Here is an 18,528-nt window from a genome sequence, read left to right on the forward strand (position 1 = left end):
CGCCCGCCGATGATCGACAGCCACACGCACCTCGCCTCGTGCGCGCCCGACGACGAGGTGCTCGTCGCGAGCGCCCGCGGCGCCGGGGTCACGCGGATCCTCACCGTCGGCATGGACGACGAGACGAACCCCGTCGTGCTCGACCAGGCCGAGCGGTTCCCCGAGGTCTTCGCGGCCGTCGGGCGCCATCCGAACGCCGCCGACGGCTGGGACGCGGCGGCCGCCGAGCGGCTGCGCGCCTGGGCGGCGGACCCGCGGTGCCGCGCCGTCGGCGAGACGGGCCTGGACCGCTACCGCGACAGCGCCGCGCCCGACGCCCAGCGGGCCGCCTTCCGCGACCAGATCGAGATCGCGCGCGAGGTCGCCAAGCCCCTCGTCATCCACACGCGGTCCGCGGACGACGAGACGATCGCCACCTTGCGCGAGCACGCCGACGGCGTCGCGGTGATCCTCCACTGCTTCTCGATGCCCGACCGCCTGCACGAGTGCCTCGACCAGGGCTGGTACGTGAGCTTCGCCGGCAACGTCACCTATCCGCGCAACGGCGACCTGGCGCTCGCCGCCGCGACGGTGCCCGACGACCGCCTGCTCGTGGAGACCGACGCGCCGTACCTCACCCCGCAGGCGCTGCGCAAGGAGCGCAACCAGCCCGCGTTCGTCGTCGAGACGGCCCGCTTCGTCGCCGCGCAGCGCGACCAGGCGCTCGCGGAGCTCGATGCCGTCGTCACCGCCAACGCGCAGCGGCTCTTCGGCTGGGGCGACGCGTGACCGTCCAGCCGAGCCTGCGCCGGATGCGCGAGCACGGCGTGCGCCCGAAGCGCGACCTCGGCCAGAACTTCCTCGTCGACGACAACATCCTCGGCGTCATCGCCCGTCTCGCGGAGCTCCGCGACGACGACGTCGCGCTCGAGGTCGGCGGCGGCCTCGGCGTGCTCTCCGAGCACCTCGCGCCGCGGGTGGCCGCGCTGCACGTCGTCGAGCTCGACCGGGCGCTCGAGGAGCCGCTGCGCGAGGCGCTGCAGCCGTGGGCGGCCGACGGCCGCGCGCAGCTGCACCTCGGCGACGCGATGCGGATCGACCTCACCGCCCTGGACCCGCCGCCGACGGTCTGCGTGTCGAACCTGCCCTACTCCGTCGCCGCGGGCGTCATCCTGCGCACCGTGGCGGAGCTGCCGACGGTCGAGCGCTGGGTCGGGATGGTGCAGAAGGAGGTCGGCGATCGCTTCGCCGCGACGGCCGGCGGGACGGACGCCAAGGCGTACGGCGCTCCGTCGGCGCTCGCGCAGCTCTCCTGCGAGGTCCGGGTCCTGCGGCCGATCTCCCGCAACGTCTTCGCGCCGGTCCCGAACGTCGACAGCGTCCTGCTCGGGCTGCGCCGGATCCGCCCGCCGGCCCCGGTGGCCGTGCGCCGGCTCGTCGACGCCGCCTTCGCCCACCGCCGCAAGGCGCTGGCGCGCTCCGTCGCCCTGCACGGCGGCGGCAACGCGCGTCGCGACGCCGTGCGCGTGGCGCTCGAGGCGGCCGGCCTGCCCGTCGACGTGCGCGCCGAGCGGGTGACGGCGGAGCAGTTCGCGACCCTGGCGGCGCAGCTCGCGCGCGCCGAGGGCGACGAGGCCCTGGGGACGGAGATCGACCGGTGGTGGGGGAGCGCGGCGTGACGACGACCAACCGGCCCGGGACCGACCTGCCGCAGGCGGCGGCCACCGTGGCCCCCGCGAAGGTCAACGCGACCCTCGTCGTCGGGCCGACGCGCGAGGCCGACGGCCGCCACGAGCTCGTGAGCGTCATGCAGTCGGTGACGCTGCACGACGACGTCGCGATCCGCCCGCGCCGCGACGGCGACGAGCTCCCGCCGCGGCCCGGCGAGACCGAGGAGCTCGACCCCGAGCTGCTGTGCGTCCTGCCGGCCGGCACGCCGACCGAGCCGGCCGCCGGCGTCGTCGAGGACCCCTCCGGGGACCTCGTCCGCTGTCCCGGCGTCCGCGGCGAGAACCTCGCGCTCACCGCCCTGCGCCGCTTCCGCGCGGCCACGGGCTGGGACGCCGGGCCGCTGACGATCGAGATCGCGAAGCGGATCCCCGTCGCGGCCGGCATGGCCGGCGGATCGGCGGACGCCGGCGCCGTGCTGCGCCTGGCGGCGCACCTCAGCGGCCGCGGCGACGCCGTGCTGCTGCAGGAGCTCGCGGCCGGCCTCGGGGCCGACGTCCCCCACCAGCTGCAGCCGGGCCTCGCGCTGGCGACCGGCGCCGGGGAGCGGCTCGTGCGCTCGACCGGGATCCTGCCCGGCGCGGCGCTCGTCCTGCCTTCGAGCGCGCAGCTCTCGACCGCGGCGGTCTACCGCCGCTGCGACGAGCTCGACAGCCCCCGGACCGCCACGGCGCTCGCCGGCTGGGAGGACCGCGTGGCGATCGCGCTCGGCGGACCGGCGCCGCCGTCGCTGCCCGACGCGCTCTGCGTCAACGACCTCGAGGCGGCGGCGCTGGACCTCTGCCCCTCGATCGCCGACGCGCTGGACCGCCTGCGCGGGGTGGGCGCCCAGCGGTCGATGGTCTGCGGGTCCGGTCCGACGACGATCGGCTGGTTCGCGTCGGCCGACGCGGCCCGTGCCGCCGCCACCGCGCTGGGCGAGGAGGCGGGCGCGATCGTCGCCGTCCCGACCGGCGGCGCCGCCGTGTCCTCGATCCTGGAGCTGCCGGCATGAGCGTCGAGCTCGCCCTCCCGCTCGCGAAGCTCCACCCGATGTGGATCGCGCTCGCGATCCTGGCGCCGGCGGCGTACCTGCTCGCCGTCCGCCGCGGCTGGAAGCGCCCCCGCTGGGCGCTGCCCGCGGCGATCGTCGCGGTGATCGCCGGCGTCGTGCTCGGCAGCGGCACCGTCGAGCTGCCGACGCTCGAGGACCTGCCGCTCGAGGAGATCGTCGAGGACATCGGCGACGCGCTCGGCGACTGGGCCTACGGGCTCGTCGCCCTGCTCGCGTTCCTCGAGACGGGCGCCTTCGTCGGCCTGCTCGCGCCGGGCGAGACCTTCGTCATCCTCGCCGGCGTCCTGGCGGGCGAGGGGACGCTCGAGCTCTTCACGCTGCTGACGATCGTCTGGGCCAGCGCGTTCCTCGGCGACCTCGTGAGCTTCCTGCTCGGGCGCAAGCTCGGGCGGTCGTTCATCGAGAAGCACGGTCCGCGGGTGAAGATCACCCCCGACCGCCTGCGGCAGGTCGAGGCGTTCTTCGACAAGCACGGCGGCAAGGCGGTGATCATCGGCCGGTTCATCGGCTTCGTCCGCGCCGTCGCCCCCTTCGTGCTCGGCTCCTCGGGCGTGGCCGCGCGGCGGTTCGTCCCGTACTCGATCATCGGCAGCGGGCTCTGGGCGACGGTCTTCGTCGTCCTCGGCTACGTCTTCTGGCGCAGCCTCGACCAGCTGCTCGCCTGGGCGAAGCAGGGCGCGTTCATCTTCGGCACGATCGTGACGATCGTCGTCGGTGCGCTGGTCCTGGCGCACTGGCTCAGCGAGCCGGAGAACCGCGAGCAGGCGCGCGTCTGGCTGCGCCAGGCGAGCGAGACCCGCACGGGCCGCGTCGTGCTGGCGATCTGGCGTCCGATCTCCGGGCCGGCCGGGTTCGTCTGGGGGCGGATCACGCCGGGCGGCCTGGGCCTCGAGCTGACGACGCTCACGGCGATCATCGCCGTCGGCACCTTCGCGTTCATCAGCAACGAGAACCTGCTGGACCAGCGGACGCTCACGCGCGGTGACCGGGAGCTCCTGCGGCTGGGCGACGACGTGCTCGTCGGGCCGGTCGAGAGCATCGCCCGGGTCGGCCTCGTGCTCGGGCGGCCGTGGGTGCTGCTCGTGCTCACCGCCCTGGCCGTGCTCTTCCTCCTGCGCAAGCGGCGCCTGCCGACGGCGATCACCCTCGCGGCGACCGTCCCGATCGGGCTGCTCGTCACCGCGCTCGTGCGCGACGGCGAGTCCCGGCCCCAGCCGCCCGGCGCGCTGGAGGAGCTCTCCGGCTCGAGCTTCCCCTCGACGACCGCGGCCGGCGCCGTCGGCTTCGTCGCGATCGCGCTGGCGCTCTCGCCGTCGGTGCGGCGGCTGCCCGGGAGGATCGGGCTGACCGGCCTGGCCACGATCCTCGCCGCGGCGATCTGCGCGGCCCCGCTGGCGCTGCGGGCCAACCACCTCTCCGACGTCCTCGCGGGCGCCGGCCTGTCGGCGGCGGTCATGGCGCTCGTCGGCGCCGTCGGCCTCATCGCGACGTACGTCGTCGTCGGGCCGACGGGCGCCCGGGTCGCGCCGCGCGAGCCGGGGCAGCCCCCGGGCGAGCCGCCCGCGGGCGCCGACGGCGGGGCCGAGCGACCGGACGATCCGGTAGACACTCCGGGCGCATGAGCCACGAGTTCGTCACCTACCTCGTGCTCGTCGTCGGCGGCCTCGTCTCGCTCACCGCCGTGATCGGGCTCGTCCTGGTGCCGGTGGTCCGCATCTACGACCTCTGGAGCCAGCGGATCGCCGCGTTCGTGCTCGGCCTCTTCATCGTCGGCGTCTTCGCGACCGGCGGCGTCTACCTCGGCCTGCAGATCATCGACCGCTACCTCAGCTGACGCGCGGGCGCCCCGCGGCGCCCTTCCAGCGAGGTCCTCCGGGGCACCGACGGCGGCGCGCTGACACGCCGTCACGCCGCACCGCGAGCGCCGACGACCGGCCGTGCGCGGCTCCGTCGATACGATCAGGGGCGTGCCATCGCCCTCCGAGCCGCTCGTCGAGGCCGACGCGGCCAGCGACACCGGTCCGCTGGGCGCGATCGCCGAGGCGGTCGGGAGCGGTGCCGGGCTGCCGGCCCTGGCGCGCGCCGCGGCGCGCGCGCTCGACGCCGGCGTCGTGGTCGCCGACCGCGGCGGCGCGGTCCTCGCGGTCGCCGCGCGCTCGCGCGACGAGGAGCGCCGCCTGCTCGCCGCCCGTGGCGAGCTGCCGAGCGATCCGCTGGTCGTCGCCGGCGAGCCGGCCGGCAGCGTCGTCCTGCAGCACCGCGGCGAGCCGGACGCCGGGATCGTGGCGCTCGTGCTCACGGTGCTGGCGCTCGAGGTCGAGCGGGTGCGCGCCCCGGCGCGGGCCAGCCAGGAGGAGGCGGCGGCGTTCTGCACCGACCTGCTCAACGGCGACCTCGACGACCCCGAGACGATCGTCGGCCGCGGCACCGAGCTCGGCCTGGACCTCAGCGGCCCGGTCGGCTCGCTCGTCGTCCGGGTCCATCCGCACGTGTCCGGCGACGACGGCTGGCGCGCCCGGGCGCTGGCGGCCGTCGAGCGCGGCGCGCGCTCCGTCTCGCCGTCGGCCCTCGTCGGCGCGATCGAGCGCCCGAATGCCTCCGCCTGCGAGATCACCGCGCTCGTCCCGGCGCCCGCCGAGGACGCGATCCAGCGCGCCGCGCGCGCGGCGTTCACCGAGCTGGACGGCGTGCTGCCCGGACACGGCGTCTCCGTCGGGCACGGACGCACGACGGAGGAGCCGGGCGAGCTGCCGCGGGCGGTCCAGGAGGCGCTCCTGGCCTGCAACGTCGGCGAGGGCGACCCGGACCAGGCCGTGCTCGGCTTCGAGGAGACCGGCGCGTACCGCCTCCTCCTCTCGGCGATGAGCGAGAACCCCGACGAGCTCCGGCGCTTCTACGCCGAGACGATCGAGCCGCTGGCCGCCTACGACGCCCAGTACGAGACCGATCTCGTCGGGACCGTCACGGCGTACCTCGACGCCGACGGCTCGGTCGCCGCCGCTGCCCAGCGCCTCTTCACCCATCGGCACACCGTCCGCTACCGCCTCGAGCGCGTGCGCGAGCTCTGCGGGCTCGACGTGACCTCCAGCGACGGGCGCGAGCGCCTGAGCCTCGGGCTCAAGGCGATGCGCGTGCTCGGCCTGGGGCAGCACGACGGCGCGGCGCTCGGGGATCGCGACGCTCGCCCGCGCCGCGGCTCCGGCGGCCGGCGCACCGGCCGCAGCTGAGCGCGGCGCGCCTCGTCGCGGAGCGGCCGGCCCGCCGCGCGGACCCTGGATAGGGTCCCGCGCGATGCGGATCGCGATCGTCACCGGCTCCGGGACCTACCGCCTGCCGGGCCTCGGCGCCGCGCCGACGGTCGAGGTCGGGACGCGGTTCGGAAGCGTCCCGGCGACGTTCGGACCCGTCGCCGGCGAGCACGAGCTGGTCCACCTGGCCCGGCACCGCGACGGCCACGAGCTCGTCAGCCACCAAGTGACCCACCGCGCGAACGTCGAGGCCCTGCGCGTGCTCGAGGTGGACGCGGTCCTCGCCGTCACGGTCTGCGGCGCGTGCGAGCCGGACGCCGAGCTCGGCGGCCTCGTCGTCTTCGACGACCTCCACTTCCTCGCCAACCGGCTCGCCGACGGCAGCCCCTGCACGCTGCACGACGAGCCCGGGGCTCCCGGCCGCGGGCACTGGGTGTTCGACGGGCCGTTCAGCCCGGAGCTGCGTCGCGCGCTCCTGCGCGGCGCCGCCGACGCCGGCCTCGCCGTCCGCGACGGCGGGGTCTACGGCCACGTCGACGGTCCGCGCTTCAACACGCGGGCGGAGATCCGCAGCCTGCGCGCCGCCGGCGTCACCGCGGTCAGCCAGACGGCGGGGCCGGAGACGGTGCTCTGCGGCGAGGCGGGCATCCCGTACGCCCTGCTCGGGTTCCAGACCGACTACGCCAACGGGGTCCGCGACGAGCCGACGCCGGTCGAGACGCTCGTATCGCTCATCGCGGCGAGCAGCGAGCGGTTCGCGGCGGTGCTCGAGGCCGCGATCCCGCACGTCGTCGCCGACCCGCCCGCGCCCGTCGGCACCCAGCTGACCTGGGACTGACGCGCGGAGGCTGGCGCCCCGCCGCTCGGCGAGCGGCCGTGACGGGTGGCCGGCGGATGCGATAGGAACGGGGTGGCGGCGACCGCTGCCGCCGGCGTCCCCGCGCCGGTCCCCCGACATCACGAGGACCACCCCATGTCCGCGCGCTCGCTCGCCCGTGGCGCCGCCGCCCCCATCGCGGCCGCGACCCTGCTCGCCGTCGCCGTCCCCGCGGGCGCCACGGCGGCGACCCACCGCGCCGACGTGCCCGGCTCGGACGTCGGGAGCGACCCGTCACGCCGCGTCGCGTCGCTCTCGACGGTCTACGACGACGCCGGCACCCTCAGCGGGACGATCACGCTCGGCGGCGACGCCGCCACCGGCACGCCCGCGCGCGTGGTCCTGCATCTCGGCACGGAGAGCGGCGACAGCTGCGGGCCGCCACAGGCGGTGATCTCGGCGCCGCTGGCCGGCGCCGGGCCCGCGCGCGTGCTGACGTCGACCGGATCCGAGGGCGACGCGCAGGTCGGCATCGAGGGACCTCGGGTGACGCTCACCGCGACCCAGCCGTGGCTGGCGGGGCTGTCGTACCGCTGCACCTTCGCCCGGGTCGCCTCGCCCGACGACGCGAGCACGACCCTGGGGCAGACGCGGGGCTTCCGGGTCCTCGCGACCGACCCGCCGCCCCCGCCCGCGCCGCCGCCCCCGGCTCCGCCGACGCCGGCGCCGGCGAAGGTCGCGAAGCTCGCCGTGGAGGTCGGCGCGACGCCCCGCACGGTGCGCCGCAACCGCTGGATGTCGATCCGCGTCCGGGTCCGCAACGTCGGGACCGCGACGGCGCGGGCGGTCCGGCTGCGGATCGGCGGGGCACGCGGCGCGACCGTCCGGCTGCGCCGCTCGAGGTGGTCGTCGATCGCCGCCGGCCGCTCGGCCTCGGCGACCGTCCGGGTCCGGCTCGGCGCCCGCTCGCGCGCGACGACGACGCTCCCCGTCCGGGCGAGCTCCGGCACGCTCGTGGCGCGCGAGGCGATCTCGCTCAGCCGCGGCCGCGCCGCGACGTCGGGGCTCGTCGGCCGGCAGTTCTACGGGTTCGTGTCGCACGTCGATCGGGCGTGGGACAACCGCGGCGTCTTCTTCTCGAACGCGAGGTGGGCGTACCTCGGCCTGCCGACCGGCGGCCTGCCGACCTGCACGAAGGCGACCGAGACGCTGAACGACAAGGGCAAGCCGACGGGCGACGGCTGCCGGCCTTACGCGTACGACCGCCGGACCGGCCGGCTGAAGGTCGGCGACCAGTCCGGCACGTTCAAGAACGGCACGATCGTGCTCGACGGCGTCGTGATGCGGCCCGTCGACACCCCGAAGGCGGGGACGCGGCTGGACGTCCGGCTGGAGCACCGCGGCTTCAGCGGCCTCTGCGGCCTGGTGCTCGGCTGCACCACCTGGCACGAGACGCTCGCGATGGGCCCCAACGGGCAGTTCGTGCGCACGAGCAGCAGCATCTCGACGCTGGGCGGCGTGGGGACGCCGTTCGTCTACGGCGCGCAGTTCCCGCCCGACGAGCACGGCACGTACGAGATCCAGTCGCGCGGCCGCGCGGTCCTGCGCTACGCCGACGGCACGGTGAAGACGCACACGATCGGGATCATGCGCGACAAGCGGGGACGGCCCGCTCCCGCGACCGAGGGCGTCCTGCTCGACGACACGAACTTCTACGACTGAGCCGCGATCCGTCCCGGACCGGACCGCCCCGGGACGGGTCCGGGACCCCGGGTCGTGGCATCCGGGCCTGCTTGAATGGCCCGGCCCGGCCACGGTGGGGAGTGGTGTAACGGCAGCACGGCAGTCTTTGGAACTGTCCGGTCCCGGTTCGAATCCGGGCTCCCCAGCTCGGGCCCGCCGGGCGTCCCGCGCGGGCCGGGGCGGGGTGCCCGCGCCAGGAGGCTGGCGCTCGGGCGGGCGCCCCGGCAGGATGGCGTCATGCGCTCCCGTCGACCACGCTCCCCGCGCGCCGCGCTCGTCCTGGCGACCGCGCTGACCGCGCTCGCCCCGGCCACCGCCGGCGCCGCCGACCGGACGCGCACGGTCACGGGCGGCCCCGTCGCGGTGACGGCCAGCTCGCCGGCGGCGCCCGGCGACGACGGGGGCGTGCGGCTCACGATCGCGCGCGACGGCCGGGAGCTCTTCTCCGGCAGCCCGCGGGGCTCGGGCTGCACCTTCGAGGGGCGCAACAGCTGCGTCCTGCCGCAGTGGGACGAGGACGCGTCCTCGGTCGTCGTCCGCGACCTCGACGGCGACGACGAGCCCGAGGTCCTCGTGACGCAGTTCACCGGCGGCGCGCACTGCTGCATCAGCGCCACGGTCCTGCGGCTGCAGCGCGACGCCGCCGGAGCGGCGACCGGCTACCGGCAGTGGGTGCGCGCGACGCAGAGCGAGGGCTTCACGCTGCGCGTCCTCGGCAGCCGGCCGGTGCTCGTGACCGGTGACGTCCGCTTCGAGGACCGCTGGACCGCGCACGTCGAGTCGCTCGTGCCCGTCGTCGTCCTGCGGTTCGCCGGCGAGCGCGGGTTCGTCGACGTCACGGGCGAGCACCTCGACCTCGTCCGGCGCCAGCGTGCCGAGGCGCGCCGGATCCTGTCGCGGATGTTCCGCACGCGCGAGGCCGACGCCCGCGGCGCGGCCGGGGCCTGGGCGGCCGACGGGTATCGCCTCGGCCTGCGGACGAGCACGCTGCGCACGCTCCGGTCCTGGGCGGACCGGCGACGGCTCGTCCCGGCCCGGCGGGGCGGCACCGTCGCGTCGAACCGCGCCTTCGTGCGGAGCCTCGACCGGACGCTGCGTCGCTACGGCTACCGCTGAGCCGGCACGGGCCCGACCCGGACGCGATGGAGCGTCGGGCGCCCCGCGATCCCGCCCACGCGGCACTGGTGCGGGGGCGGCGCGCCTGGGATCGTCGAGGGCGTGCCACGACGCGTCGTCCTTCGGCGTCCTCGCCGCCGCGCCGTCGCGCTCGTGGCGGGCACCCTCCTGCTCGTCCTGCTCCCGGCGGTGCCCGGCACGGCCGCGCCCGGACCGGCCCCGCCCGGACGGGCGGCGTCCGGCCTGCCGCCGGCGTCCGCCTGGACCGCCGCCGTGCGCGACGCGCGTCGCTGGGCGGCGCGCCGGCCCGAGCGGATCCGCTTCGCCCTGCGGGTCGGGCGCCGTGCGTGGTCCTTCCGCGGCGCCGAGCGCGTGCACTCCAACAGCCTCGTCAAGGCGACGGTGATGGCCGCCTACCTGCGCCGCCGGGACGTCCGCGGCCGGCCGCTGCGCGCGGACGAGCGCGCGCTGCTGGGCCCGATGATCCGCCGCTCGGCGAACGGCCCGGTCGGCGTCCTCATCCGGCGGATGGGCGGGGTGGAGCCGCTGCGCCGCGTCGCGCGCGCCGTCGGCCACCGCGGCTTCCGCCCCGTCGCCGGGCTCTGGGGCACCTCGCTCGTCTCCGCCGGCGGCCAGGCCCGGCTCTTCGCGCGGCTCGCGTCGCTCCTGCCCCCGCGCCACAAGGACTACGCGATGGGCCTGCTGCGCTCCGTCGTCCCGTCGCAGCGGTGGGGCCTGGCCCGCGCCCGGCCCGCGGGGTGGGGGATCGCGTTCAAGGCGGGGTGGAACGGCCGAGGCCGCGTCAACCAGGCGGCGCGCTACACGTGCCACGGCGAGGTCGTCGTCGTGGTGGTGCTCGTCGAGGGCCGCTCGCACGGCACGAGCATCCGGCGGCAGGAGCAGGCGGGACGCCGCCTCCTCGCGCCGCTGCGGCGGCGAGGTCGCGACGCGTGCGCCGCGGTCGGCCGGGCCGCCGATCAGCCCGCCCGGGCCCGGGCCAGCCACGCGGTGGGCGACGCACCCGTCCGCGCGGTGAACGCGCGCGAGAGGCCCGACGCGCTGGAGTACCCGAGCTCGTGGGCGAGCCCGACGAGCTGCTCGCCCTCCAGCAGCCGCTGCTGGACGACCGCCATCCGGTAGTCGGCGACGTAGGCCGCCGGCGTCCGCCCGACGAGCGCGCGGAACGTCCGCGCGAACGCGCTGCGCGACATCGACGCGGTCGCGGCGAGCCGCTCGAGCGTCCACGCCGCGCCGGGATCGTCGTGCACGGCGACGAGCGCGGCCGCGACCCCGGGGTCCGACATCCCCAGGACGAGCCCGTCCGTGACGCCCGCCTGCTCGGGGTGGTCGAAGAGCCAGCGCAGCAGCTGCACGAGCACGACCTCCAGCAGGCGGTCGGCGAGCAGCCGCCGCCCGCAGCGCACGTGCTCGACCTCGGCGGTCAGGAGGTCGAGGGCGGGCGCCAGCCCGTCGATCGCGGCGACCGGGACGGCGACGACCGGCGGCAGCGCCCGGACGAGCGGGTGCAGCGGGCCCTGGGCGAAGCGCAGCGCCGCGCACGTCACGTCGACCCGCTCGAGCGGCACGAGCTGATGGCGCTGCGGCGCGGCGTAGAGCAGCAGCGTCGGCTCGTCGACCCGGCGGCGCAGCGGCGCCGGACCGCCGTCGGGGTGGACGACCTCGATCGTGCCGGCGCGCAGCACGTGCAGGTGCCCGCCCCCCGGGGCCGCGCCGTCGGCGCCGTAGCGACGCGGCAACCGCAGCGGACCCACCTCGATCAGCGAGGTCGAGACGCCGAACCGGTCCAGCAGGCCGGTGAGCCGGTCGACGGACGCCGGCGCGATCGTGGACGAATCGGTACGGATCAGGCACGAAACGATACCCGCAGTCCAGCGACTCGCGCGACCATCGTCCCGTCGGCACCCGCCGACCGTGCCGGCCCCGCCGAGCACGCCCTCCCCGAGAAGGACCTCGCATGACCCACGTCACCCTCGTCGATCCCGCCACGGCCGACGGCGACCGCCGCGCCCTGCTGGACGAGATCACCGGCGCGTTCGGCGCCACCCCGGCGATGTTCCGCGCCGTGGCGAACTCGCCCGCGGCGCTGCGCAGCATGTGGGGCTCGTTCGGCGCGCTCGGCGGCGGCGTGCTGCCCGCGCGGCTGACCGAGCAGATCGCGGTGGCCGTCGCGGACCGCAACCGCTGCGCCTACTGCCTGGCGGCCCATACGGCGCTCGGCCGCAAGGCGGGCGCCAGCGCTGCGGAGATGGCCGCTGCGCAGGCCGGCGGCTCGGAGGACCCGCGGACCGCGGCGATCCTGCGGTTCGCGATCGCCCTCGTCGACGAGCGGGGTGACGCACCGGCCGCGGTCATCGAGGAGCTGCGCGGCCACGACGTGACGGACGAGGAGCTCGTGGAGATCGTCGCCCACGTCGCGCTGAACCTCTTCACGAACTACGTGAACGTCGCCCTCGACGTCCCGGTGGACTTCCCGCGCGTCGCCCTCACGGCCTGAGGGCCGCCGCCGGGACCGGTCGCGGTCGGTGGCGCGTAGATTGCGCGGCGTGAGCGCCTCGCCCGTCGTGATCGTCCTCGCCGCCGGCCGCGGCACCCGCATGCGGTCGGCCACCCCGAAGGTCCTCCACGAGGTCTGCGGGACCCCGCTCGTCGGCTGGGTCCTCGCGACCGCCGCCGGCATCGGCGCGGAGCGGATCGTCGTCGTCGACCAGCCGAGCCGGCAGCTCGACGGGCACCTGCCCGAGGGCGTCGCGACCGTCGTGCAGGATCCCGCCGTCCACGGCGAGGGCACCGGCGGCGCGGTGACGGCCGCCCTCGAGCACGTCGCCGAGGACCGGCCGGTCGTCGTGCTCACCGGCGACGCGCCGCTCGTCGACGCGGGCACCGTGTCCGGGCTCCTCGAGACGCACGAGCGCGAGGGCAACGCCGCGACGCTCCTCAGCGCGGAGCTCGAGGACCCCGGGCAGCTCGGCCGGATCGTCCGGGACGCCGACGGCGCCGTGACGAAGGTCGTCGAGACGAAGGCCGCCGGCGACGCCACGCCGGCGGAGCTCGAGATCCGCGAGGTGAACGCCGGCGTCTACTGCTTCGCCGGCGAGGCGCTGCGCAGCGCGCTGCCCCGCGTCGGCGACGCGAACGCGCAGGGCGAGCGCTACCTGCCCGACACGCTCGGGATCCTCCGGGGCGACGGCCGGCGCGTCGGCGCCCACGTCGCCGCGGATCCCGACGTCGTGCTCGGCGTGAACGACCGCCTCGAGCTCGACCGCGTGCGCGCGATCGCGCAGCGCCGGATCCACGACGCGCACCTCCGCGCGGGCGTGACGATCGTCAACCCGGCCTCGACCGTGATCGAGCGCGACGTGACGATCGCCCCGGACGCCCGGATCGAGCCGGGCTGCGTCCTGCGCGGTCGCACGACGATCGGCGAGCGGGCGGTCGTCGGCCCGCACACGACGACGGTCGACGCGACGATCGGGGAGGACGTCTCCGTCGTCCACAGCCACGTGGTCGAGGCCGTGGCGGAGGCGGGCGCCACGATCGGGCCGTTCGCGTACCTCCGGCCCGGGACCGTGCTGCGGCCGAAGGCGAAGGCCGGGACGTTCGTCGAGATCAAGAACAGCGACATCGGGCCGGGCTCGAAGGTCCCGCACCTCTCCTACATCGGCGACGCCGACGTCGGACCGGGGACGAACCTCGGCGCGGCGACGATCACCGCGAACTACGACGGCCACCGCAAGCACCGCACGACCGTCGGCGCCGGCGTGCGGACGAGCGTCGACACGACCCTCGTGGCCCCGGTCAGCGTCGGCGACGGCGCCTACACGGGGGCGGGCAGCGTCATCACGAAGGACGTCCCGGCCGGGGCGCTCGGGATCGCTCGCGAGCGGCAGCGCAACCTCGCCGGCTACGCCGAGCAGGTCGAGGCGCGCCGCGCCGCCGAGGGCTGACGCGCGCGAGGCTCGCGGCCGGGCGGTCGGGTCCCGCGGCACCCGCGCCCGCGACGGCCTCCGGGACGGACGGGCGTTCGATGTCGAGGCCCGTCCGGCTGGACGCCGGCGTGGCGCGCGCGCACTCCCGGGCCCGGTCCGGCTACGCTGCGGGACGCGGCGGTCGCCCGAGGGCACGCCGGCCGACCCCTCGCCCCGGACCTGGACCCTGCACGTGAGCGCGATCCTGCCGACCGCCGACACCGGCACGAGCCTCCCGCTCGGCTACGACAAGCGACTGATGCTCTTCAGCGGGCGCGCCAATCCGGCGCTCGCCGAGGCGATCGGGCGGCGACTGGGCGTCGACCCGGGCCCGATCACGCTGAAGACCTTCTCCAACGGCGAGGTCTACTGCCGGTTCGACGAGTCGATCCGCGGCGCCGACGTCTTCCTCGTGCAGCCGACCTGCGGCAACCCCGAGACGGGCATCAGCGCCAACGACGCGCTGATGGAGCTGCTCGTCATGATCGACGCGGCCGTCGGCGCGTCCGCGCACCGCGTCATCGCCGTGACCCCGTGGTACGGCTACTCGCGCCAGGACAAGAAGTCCGCGCCGCGCGAGCCGATCTCGTCCCGCCTCGTGGCCCGGATGCTCGAGTCCGCGGGCGCGCACCGCGTCCTGACGATGGACCTCCACGCCGGTCAGGTCCAGGGCTTCTTCCAGATCCCGGTCGACCACATGACCGCGATGATGATGCTCACCGACTACTTCATCGACCTCCAGCTCGACGACGAGCTCGTCGTCGTCGCGCCGGACGCCGGCCGGGTGAAGCTCAACAAGAAGTTCGCCAACCGCATGGGCGCGGACCTCGCGATCCTCGACAAGGAGCGCCCCCAGCAGCAGGTCGCCGAGATCGGCCACGTCATCGGCGACGTCCGCGGCAAGACCGCGATCATCGTCGACGACATGATCGACACCGCCGGCACCCTGCGCGCCGCCGGCCAGGTCGTCAAGGAGGCCGGCGCCTCGCGCGTCTACGCCGCCGCGACGCACCCCGTCTTCAGCGGCAAGGCGTACGAGAACCTCGCGGCCGCGCCGTTCGAGCAGATCGTCGTCACCGACACGATCCCGCTGCGGCCCGGCGCGCCGGACAACGTCCACGTCGTGTCGTGCGCGAACCTCCTCACCGACTCCATCCGCCGGATCTTCACCGACGACTCGGTCTCCGAGGTCTTCGAGGGCGAGAACCAGCTCTTCTGAGCCGGTCCTCGCCGCCGCCCGAGCGTCCCCCGTGTCGTCGACCGCCGCGCAGCTGCTCGCCGAGCGCCTCGGGCTCGCCGACGACGAGCTGCTGGAGGTCCTCGGGGCGGACCCGCTGGAGGTCCTCGGCGGCGAGCTCGAGCACAAGCCGCAGCTCGCGCTGCTGCTCGCGCTGACCGAGGAGCCCGCCGCGCGCGTCGGGCTGCCGGCGCTGCAGCGCTGGCTGCGGACGAGCGGCCCCGCCGGCCGGCCGGTCGAGCTGCTGCTGCGTCGGGACTTCGCGGCGTTCGAGGACGCGCTCGAGACGCTCGCCGACCGCGGCTTCGTCGTCCGCCGCGCCGACCGACCCTGATCGCGGGCGTCGCGACGACGGAGCGGGTCAGTCCGTCGTGCCGTCGGCCTGGCGGTGCTTGCCCGGCCAGCGACCGAAGAGGTGCTCGAAGACGTGCATGCCGTAGCGGTTGACCGCGGCGGCGGTGCCCGCGGCGACGCCGGCCTGGATCGCCGCGGCCGCGACCGCACGGCCCCCGTCGTCCTCGCGGACTCGCGGATCGGGCGGCGGATCGCCGTCGACCGCACCCCAGATGCGACCGAAGATGGCAGCGGAGAGCCGCCCGGCGACGAGGCCGAGCAGCAGCGCGAACGGCTTGAAGAGCAGGCCCATCGCGCCCCAGCCTACCCGTCGCGCGGGTCGCGGAACCACACGGCGGCGCCCGCGCCTCGCCACGACCCCGGCACGGCGCGACGGGGTGACGTCCGGCCCCGGCCCGAGCGGCGCGGCGACCCGACGGCGGCTGATAGGAACCGCGCCGTGCTTCCCCTGCCGCTCTCGGTCCTCCGCCGGACGCTCGCGGTCGCCACGATCGCCGTGGCGACGCTCGGCGGCGGCGCCGCCACGGCCGGTGCGCAGGCCGGCGCCGACGGGGGCTCACCGACGCCCGGCGCGACCTCGACGCTGCGCCCACCCGCGCTGGCGCCGGAGGGCCGGGTGCGCGTGTTCGCCGGACCGCTGCGGCGCTGGAACCTCGGCGGCCGCTGGTGGGTGCGCGCCGATCCCCAGGACGTCGGGCTGCAGCAGGGCTGGCAGAAGCCGCTCGGGGTCGACGGCTGGTCGCCGGGCACGGTGCCGAGCGTGCCGAACGCGACCGACGACGGCGTCGCGTCGATGAGCGGCGGCGTGCACTGGTACCGCCGCGAGCTGCGCCTTCCGACGCTGCCCGACGGCGTCGAGGACCGGCAGGGCCGCTGGATCCTGCGCTTCGAGCGGACCGCCGTCGACGCCCGCGTCTTCGTCGGCGGGACCGAGGTCACCCACCACCGGGGCGCCTACGAGCCGTTCGAGGTCGAGATCCCGCCGCGTCTCGTCCGCGCCGACCGCACGCTCACCGTCACCGTCCGCACCGACAGCCGGCGCACGGCCGCCGACCTGCCGCCCGGCACGACCCTGAAGGACGGCACCCCGTCGGGCGGCTGGTGGAACGAGGCCGGCATGCCGCAGGAGGTGACGCTGCGGTTCGCCGAGCAGCTCGACGTCGGCGAGGTCCAGCTGACGCCGAACCTGCCGTGCCCGACCTGCTCGGGCACGCTCGCGCTCCGCGTCACCGTGCGCAACATGACCGGCGCGCCGCGTCGCACGGTCCGGCTGCGGCTCGCGATCGCCGGGCGCGAGGTCGCGCTGAGGCCGTTCGTCCTCGGCGCGCGCGGCACGAAGCTCGTCACGCACCGCTTCACCGTGCCGCGACCCCGGGTCTGGAGCCCGGACCGGCCGCAGCAGGAGCTCGCGACGCTCAGCGCCGACCTCGGGGTCGGGCGCGCGGGTGCGGGCGCGGCGGCGGGACCCGCCAGCTGGCGCCGGGTCGTGCGGTGGCGGGCGCGGACCGGCTTCCGGTCCGTCCGGGTGAAGGCGGGGCGGCTCGAGGTGAACTTCCGCCCGGTGAACCTCCGCGGTGTCGGCGTCCACGAGCAGGACGTCGAGCAGGGCGGCGCGCTCACCGACGCCGGCCAGGACCTGCTGCTGCGCCAGGCGCGCGAGCTCGGAGGGCTCGTGCTGCGCGGGCACTACCCGTTCCACCCCCGGATCCTCGAGGAGGCCGACCGCCTCGGGCTCCTCGTGTGGTCCGAGATCCCCGTCTACCAGCTGCGTCAGGCGCAGCTCGCGAAGGCGTCGGTGAAGCGGGACGCCCTGCGGCAGCTGCGGACGATGATCCGCGTCAACGGCCACCACCCGTCGATCTTCACCTGGTCGGTCGGCAACGAGATGACGACGAAGCCCGGCCCGACGCTGCGCCGGTACTTCCGCGACGCGCGCGCGGTCGCCGACGAGCGCGACCGCACCCGTCCGCTCTCCTACGCCCGCCAGGCCGGCGTCCAGCACGGCTGCGTCGGCGCCTACGGGCCGCTGGACCTCATTGGGATCAACGACTACTTCGGCTGGTACGGCGGGCCGAACGACGCCCTCGCCGACCCGGCGAACCTCGGCCCCTTCCTCGACGGCCTGCGCCGCTGCCACCCGAACGAGGCGCTCATGGTCACCGAGACGGGCGCCGAGGCGAACCGCAGCGGCGACCTCCAGGCGCACGGGACCTACGAGTTCCAGCGGGCCTACGCCGCCTACCACTTCGCCGTCTACCGGTCGCGGCCGTGGCTGTCGGGCGCGATCTGGTGGGGGCTGCGGGAGTTCCGCGTGCGCCCGAACTGGGCCGGCGGCAACTGGGAGCCGACGCCGCCGTGGCACGGCAAGGGGCTGCTGGACCGGCGCGGCTGGACCCGCAAGCCCGCCTGGCAGACGCTCCACGACGAGTTCGCCGGCGTCGACCAGCTGGCGCCCGCGTCGACGGCCCCGGTCGCGATCCCGCCGTCGCCCCAGGGGAACACCCGTCCGCTGACGCCCGGCGAGGAGGGTGGCGGGGGCGTCGAGGAGGATGGGGAGGCGGCACCCACGGGGTGACGTCCGCTACCATCGCTCGCCGCCCATGTCCACGAACTCCTCCTCGCTCGCCGTCGATTCTCGCGAAGCCCAGAGCTCGCGCGAGGCCCGTCGCGCGCGCCGCGCGGGCCGCGTCCCCGGCGTGATCTACGGCGGCAGCGACGCCCCGCAGCCGATCGTCGCCGACGCCCGCGAGCTGCGCAACGCGATCGCCGGCTCCGGCGCCGTCATCGACGTCGTCATCGACGGTGGCGCGAGCCAGCCGGTCGTCGTCAAGGACGCCCACCGCCACCCCGTGCGCGGCGAGATCCTGCACGTCGACCTCCTGCGGGTCGACCTGAAGCAGAAGATCCAGCAGCCGGTGCCGCTGGAGCTCACCGACGTCGAGGAGTCCGCGGGCAACAAGAAGGGCGGCGTCGTCGAGCACGTCCTGCGCGAGGTCACCGTCGAGGCCCTCCCGACGGACATCCCCGAGTCGGTCTCCGTCTCCGTCCTCGAGCTCGAGATCGGCGACACGCTGACCCTCGCCGACGTCCAGGTGCCCAGCGGCGTCACGATCGTCGATGACGCCGAGCAGCTCGTCGTGAGCGTCAGCGCCCCGCGCCTCGTGGTCGAGTCCGCCGCCGACGAGGCCGCCGAGGGCGACGCCCCGGCCGAGGCCGCCGACGGCGAGTCGGGCGACGAGGACGGCGCCGGCGAGTGACGCCGGCGC

17 protein-coding genes, 1 tRNA gene and 1 pseudogene are annotated in these 18,528 nt (G+C 76.2%); 17 read left to right on the forward strand and 2 right to left on the reverse strand.

The window, feature by feature from the left end:
* The first annotated feature begins 9 nt into the window (after nt 1–9).
* The 11 genes and pseudogenes from SK069_RS06310 to SK069_RS20240 all read left to right on the forward strand — a co-directional run.
* Nucleotides 10–768: a TatD family hydrolase gene (locus tag SK069_RS06310; protein WP_319953348.1), complete on the forward strand. Its 759-nt coding sequence runs from the start codon at nt 10–12 to the stop codon at nt 766–768.
* A complete protein-coding gene (rsmA, locus tag SK069_RS06315) occupies nt 765–1,658 on the forward strand; it encodes a 16S rRNA (adenine(1518)-N(6)/adenine(1519)-N(6))-dimethyltransferase RsmA (protein ID WP_319953349.1) in 894 nt (297 codons plus the stop codon). Before SK069_RS06310 ends, rsmA begins: the two co-directional genes overlap by 4 nt.
* Entirely contained in the window at nt 1,655–2,701 is a 1,047-nt protein-coding gene (locus tag SK069_RS06320; protein ID WP_319953350.1) for a 4-(cytidine 5'-diphospho)-2-C-methyl-D-erythritol kinase, read from the forward strand. The genes rsmA and SK069_RS06320 overlap by 4 nt, the downstream gene beginning before the upstream one ends.
* Complete coding sequence (locus tag SK069_RS06325; RefSeq protein ID WP_319953351.1) at nt 2,698–4,383, forward strand: VTT domain-containing protein; 1,686 nt, start codon at nt 2,698–2,700, stop codon at nt 4,381–4,383. Before SK069_RS06320 ends, SK069_RS06325 begins: the two co-directional genes overlap by 4 nt.
* Nucleotides 4,380–4,595, forward strand: coding sequence for a hypothetical protein (locus SK069_RS06330; protein WP_319953352.1), 216 nt, complete (start codon nt 4,380–4,382; stop codon nt 4,593–4,595). The genes SK069_RS06325 and SK069_RS06330 overlap by 4 nt, the downstream gene beginning before the upstream one ends.
* 133 nt (nt 4,596–4,728) lie before the next feature.
* Entirely contained in the window at nt 4,729–5,988 is a 1,260-nt protein-coding gene (locus SK069_RS06335; protein ID WP_319953353.1) for a PucR family transcriptional regulator, read from the forward strand.
* Between the two features lie 64 nt (nt 5,989–6,052).
* The gene (locus tag SK069_RS06340) at nt 6,053–6,847 is read left to right on the forward strand and encodes an MTAP family purine nucleoside phosphorylase (protein ID WP_319953354.1); all 795 of its coding nucleotides are present in this window, start codon (nt 6,053–6,055) and stop codon (nt 6,845–6,847) included.
* Nucleotides 6,848–6,982: 135 nt separating this feature from the next.
* Complete coding sequence (locus SK069_RS06345; RefSeq protein ID WP_319953355.1) at nt 6,983–8,548, forward strand: hypothetical protein; 1,566 nt, start codon at nt 6,983–6,985, stop codon at nt 8,546–8,548.
* A 95-nt stretch (nt 8,549–8,643) separates the two neighbouring features.
* Nucleotides 8,644–8,715, forward strand: a tRNA-Gln gene (locus tag SK069_RS06350).
* Between the two features lie 91 nt (nt 8,716–8,806).
* Nucleotides 8,807–9,685 carry a hypothetical protein gene (locus SK069_RS06355; protein ID WP_319953356.1) on the forward strand — a complete coding sequence of 293 codons (879 nt, stop codon included), beginning with the start codon at nt 8,807–8,809 and terminating at the stop codon, nt 9,683–9,685.
* A 405-nt stretch (nt 9,686–10,090) separates the two neighbouring features.
* Nucleotides 10,091–10,531 (forward strand): annotated as a pseudogene (locus SK069_RS20240) (hypothetical protein); the annotation flags it as partial.
* Nucleotides 10,532–10,662: 131 nt separating this feature from the next.
* Here SK069_RS20240 and SK069_RS06365 read toward each other — a convergent pair.
* On the reverse strand, nt 10,663–11,529 hold the full coding sequence (locus SK069_RS06365; protein ID WP_406628265.1) for a helix-turn-helix transcriptional regulator: 867 nt from the start codon (nt 11,527–11,529) through the stop codon (nt 10,663–10,665).
* Nucleotides 11,530–11,660: 131 nt separating this feature from the next.
* Here SK069_RS06365 and SK069_RS06370 point away from each other — a divergent pair, with 131 nt between their 5' ends.
* The 4 genes from SK069_RS06370 to SK069_RS06385 all read left to right on the forward strand — a co-directional run bounded on the left by SK069_RS06370 (nt 11,661) and on the right by SK069_RS06385 (nt 15,242).
* Entirely contained in the window at nt 11,661–12,200 is a 540-nt protein-coding gene (locus tag SK069_RS06370; protein ID WP_319953357.1) for a carboxymuconolactone decarboxylase family protein, read from the forward strand.
* A gap of 49 nt (nt 12,201–12,249) precedes the next feature.
* Nucleotides 12,250–13,650 (forward strand): bifunctional UDP-N-acetylglucosamine diphosphorylase/glucosamine-1-phosphate N-acetyltransferase GlmU, encoded by a 1,401-nt coding sequence (gene glmU / locus SK069_RS06375; protein ID WP_319953358.1) that lies wholly within the window; start codon nt 12,250–12,252, stop codon nt 13,648–13,650.
* 280 nt (nt 13,651–13,930) lie between these two features.
* Nucleotides 13,931–14,890 (forward strand): ribose-phosphate diphosphokinase, encoded by a 960-nt coding sequence (locus SK069_RS06380; RefSeq protein WP_406628266.1) that lies wholly within the window; start codon nt 13,931–13,933, stop codon nt 14,888–14,890.
* 31 nt (nt 14,891–14,921) lie between these two features.
* Nucleotides 14,922–15,242 carry a hypothetical protein gene (locus tag SK069_RS06385; RefSeq protein WP_319953360.1) on the forward strand — a complete coding sequence of 107 codons (321 nt, stop codon included), beginning with the start codon at nt 14,922–14,924 and terminating at the stop codon, nt 15,240–15,242.
* Between the two features lie 27 nt (nt 15,243–15,269).
* Here the strand turns inward: SK069_RS06385 and SK069_RS06390 are convergent, their stop codons facing one another.
* The gene (locus tag SK069_RS06390; protein WP_319953361.1) at nt 15,270–15,554 is read right to left on the reverse strand and encodes a DUF4235 domain-containing protein; all 285 of its coding nucleotides are present in this window, start codon (nt 15,552–15,554) and stop codon (nt 15,270–15,272) included.
* 147 nt (nt 15,555–15,701) lie between these two features.
* Here SK069_RS06390 and SK069_RS06395 point away from each other — a divergent pair, with 147 nt between their 5' ends.
* Both SK069_RS06395 and SK069_RS06400 read left to right on the forward strand, forming a co-directional pair.
* Nucleotides 15,702–17,837, forward strand: a complete 2,136-nt coding sequence (locus SK069_RS06395; protein WP_319953362.1) for a glycoside hydrolase family 2 protein — start codon at nt 15,702–15,704, stop codon at nt 17,835–17,837.
* A gap of 25 nt (nt 17,838–17,862) precedes the next feature.
* Nucleotides 17,863–18,519, forward strand: coding sequence for a 50S ribosomal protein L25 (locus tag SK069_RS06400; protein WP_319953363.1), 657 nt, complete (start codon nt 17,863–17,865; stop codon nt 18,517–18,519).
* Nucleotides 18,520–18,528 lie beyond the last annotated feature (9 nt).

Origin of the sequence: Patulibacter brassicae (assembly GCF_033949425.1) — a bacterium.
GTDB classification, from domain to species: domain Bacteria; phylum Actinomycetota; class Thermoleophilia; order Solirubrobacterales; family Solirubrobacteraceae; genus Patulibacter; species Patulibacter brassicae.

Bases quoted from the DNA above. Each gene is read 5' to 3' on its own strand.
- SK069_RS06310 (WP_319953348.1), top strand. From the start codon at position 10: ATGATCGACAGCCACACGCACCTCGCCTCGTGCGCGCCCGACGACGAG.
- SK069_RS06325 (WP_319953351.1), top strand. From the start codon at position 2,698: ATGAGCGTCGAGCTCGCCCTCCCGCTCGCGAAGCTCCACCCGATGTGG.
- SK069_RS06330 (WP_319953352.1), top strand. From the start codon at position 4,380: ATGAGCCACGAGTTCGTCACCTACCTCGTGCTCGTCGTCGGCGGCCTC.
- SK069_RS06340 (WP_319953354.1), top strand. From the start codon at position 6,053: ATGCGGATCGCGATCGTCACCGGCTCCGGGACCTACCGCCTGCCGGGC.
- SK069_RS06345 (WP_319953355.1), top strand. From the start codon at position 6,983: ATGTCCGCGCGCTCGCTCGCCCGTGGCGCCGCCGCCCCCATCGCGGCC.
- SK069_RS06355 (WP_319953356.1), top strand. From the start codon at position 8,807: ATGCGCTCCCGTCGACCACGCTCCCCGCGCGCCGCGCTCGTCCTGGCG.
- SK069_RS06370 (WP_319953357.1), top strand. From the start codon at position 11,661: ATGACCCACGTCACCCTCGTCGATCCCGCCACGGCCGACGGCGACCGC.
- SK069_RS06380 (WP_406628266.1), top strand. From the start codon at position 13,931: ATGCTCTTCAGCGGGCGCGCCAATCCGGCGCTCGCCGAGGCGATCGGG.
- SK069_RS06390 (WP_319953361.1), bottom strand. From the start codon at position 15,554: ATGGGCCTGCTCTTCAAGCCGTTCGCGCTGCTGCTCGGCCTCGTCGCC.
- SK069_RS06400 (WP_319953363.1), top strand. From the start codon at position 17,863: ATGTCCACGAACTCCTCCTCGCTCGCCGTCGATTCTCGCGAAGCCCAG.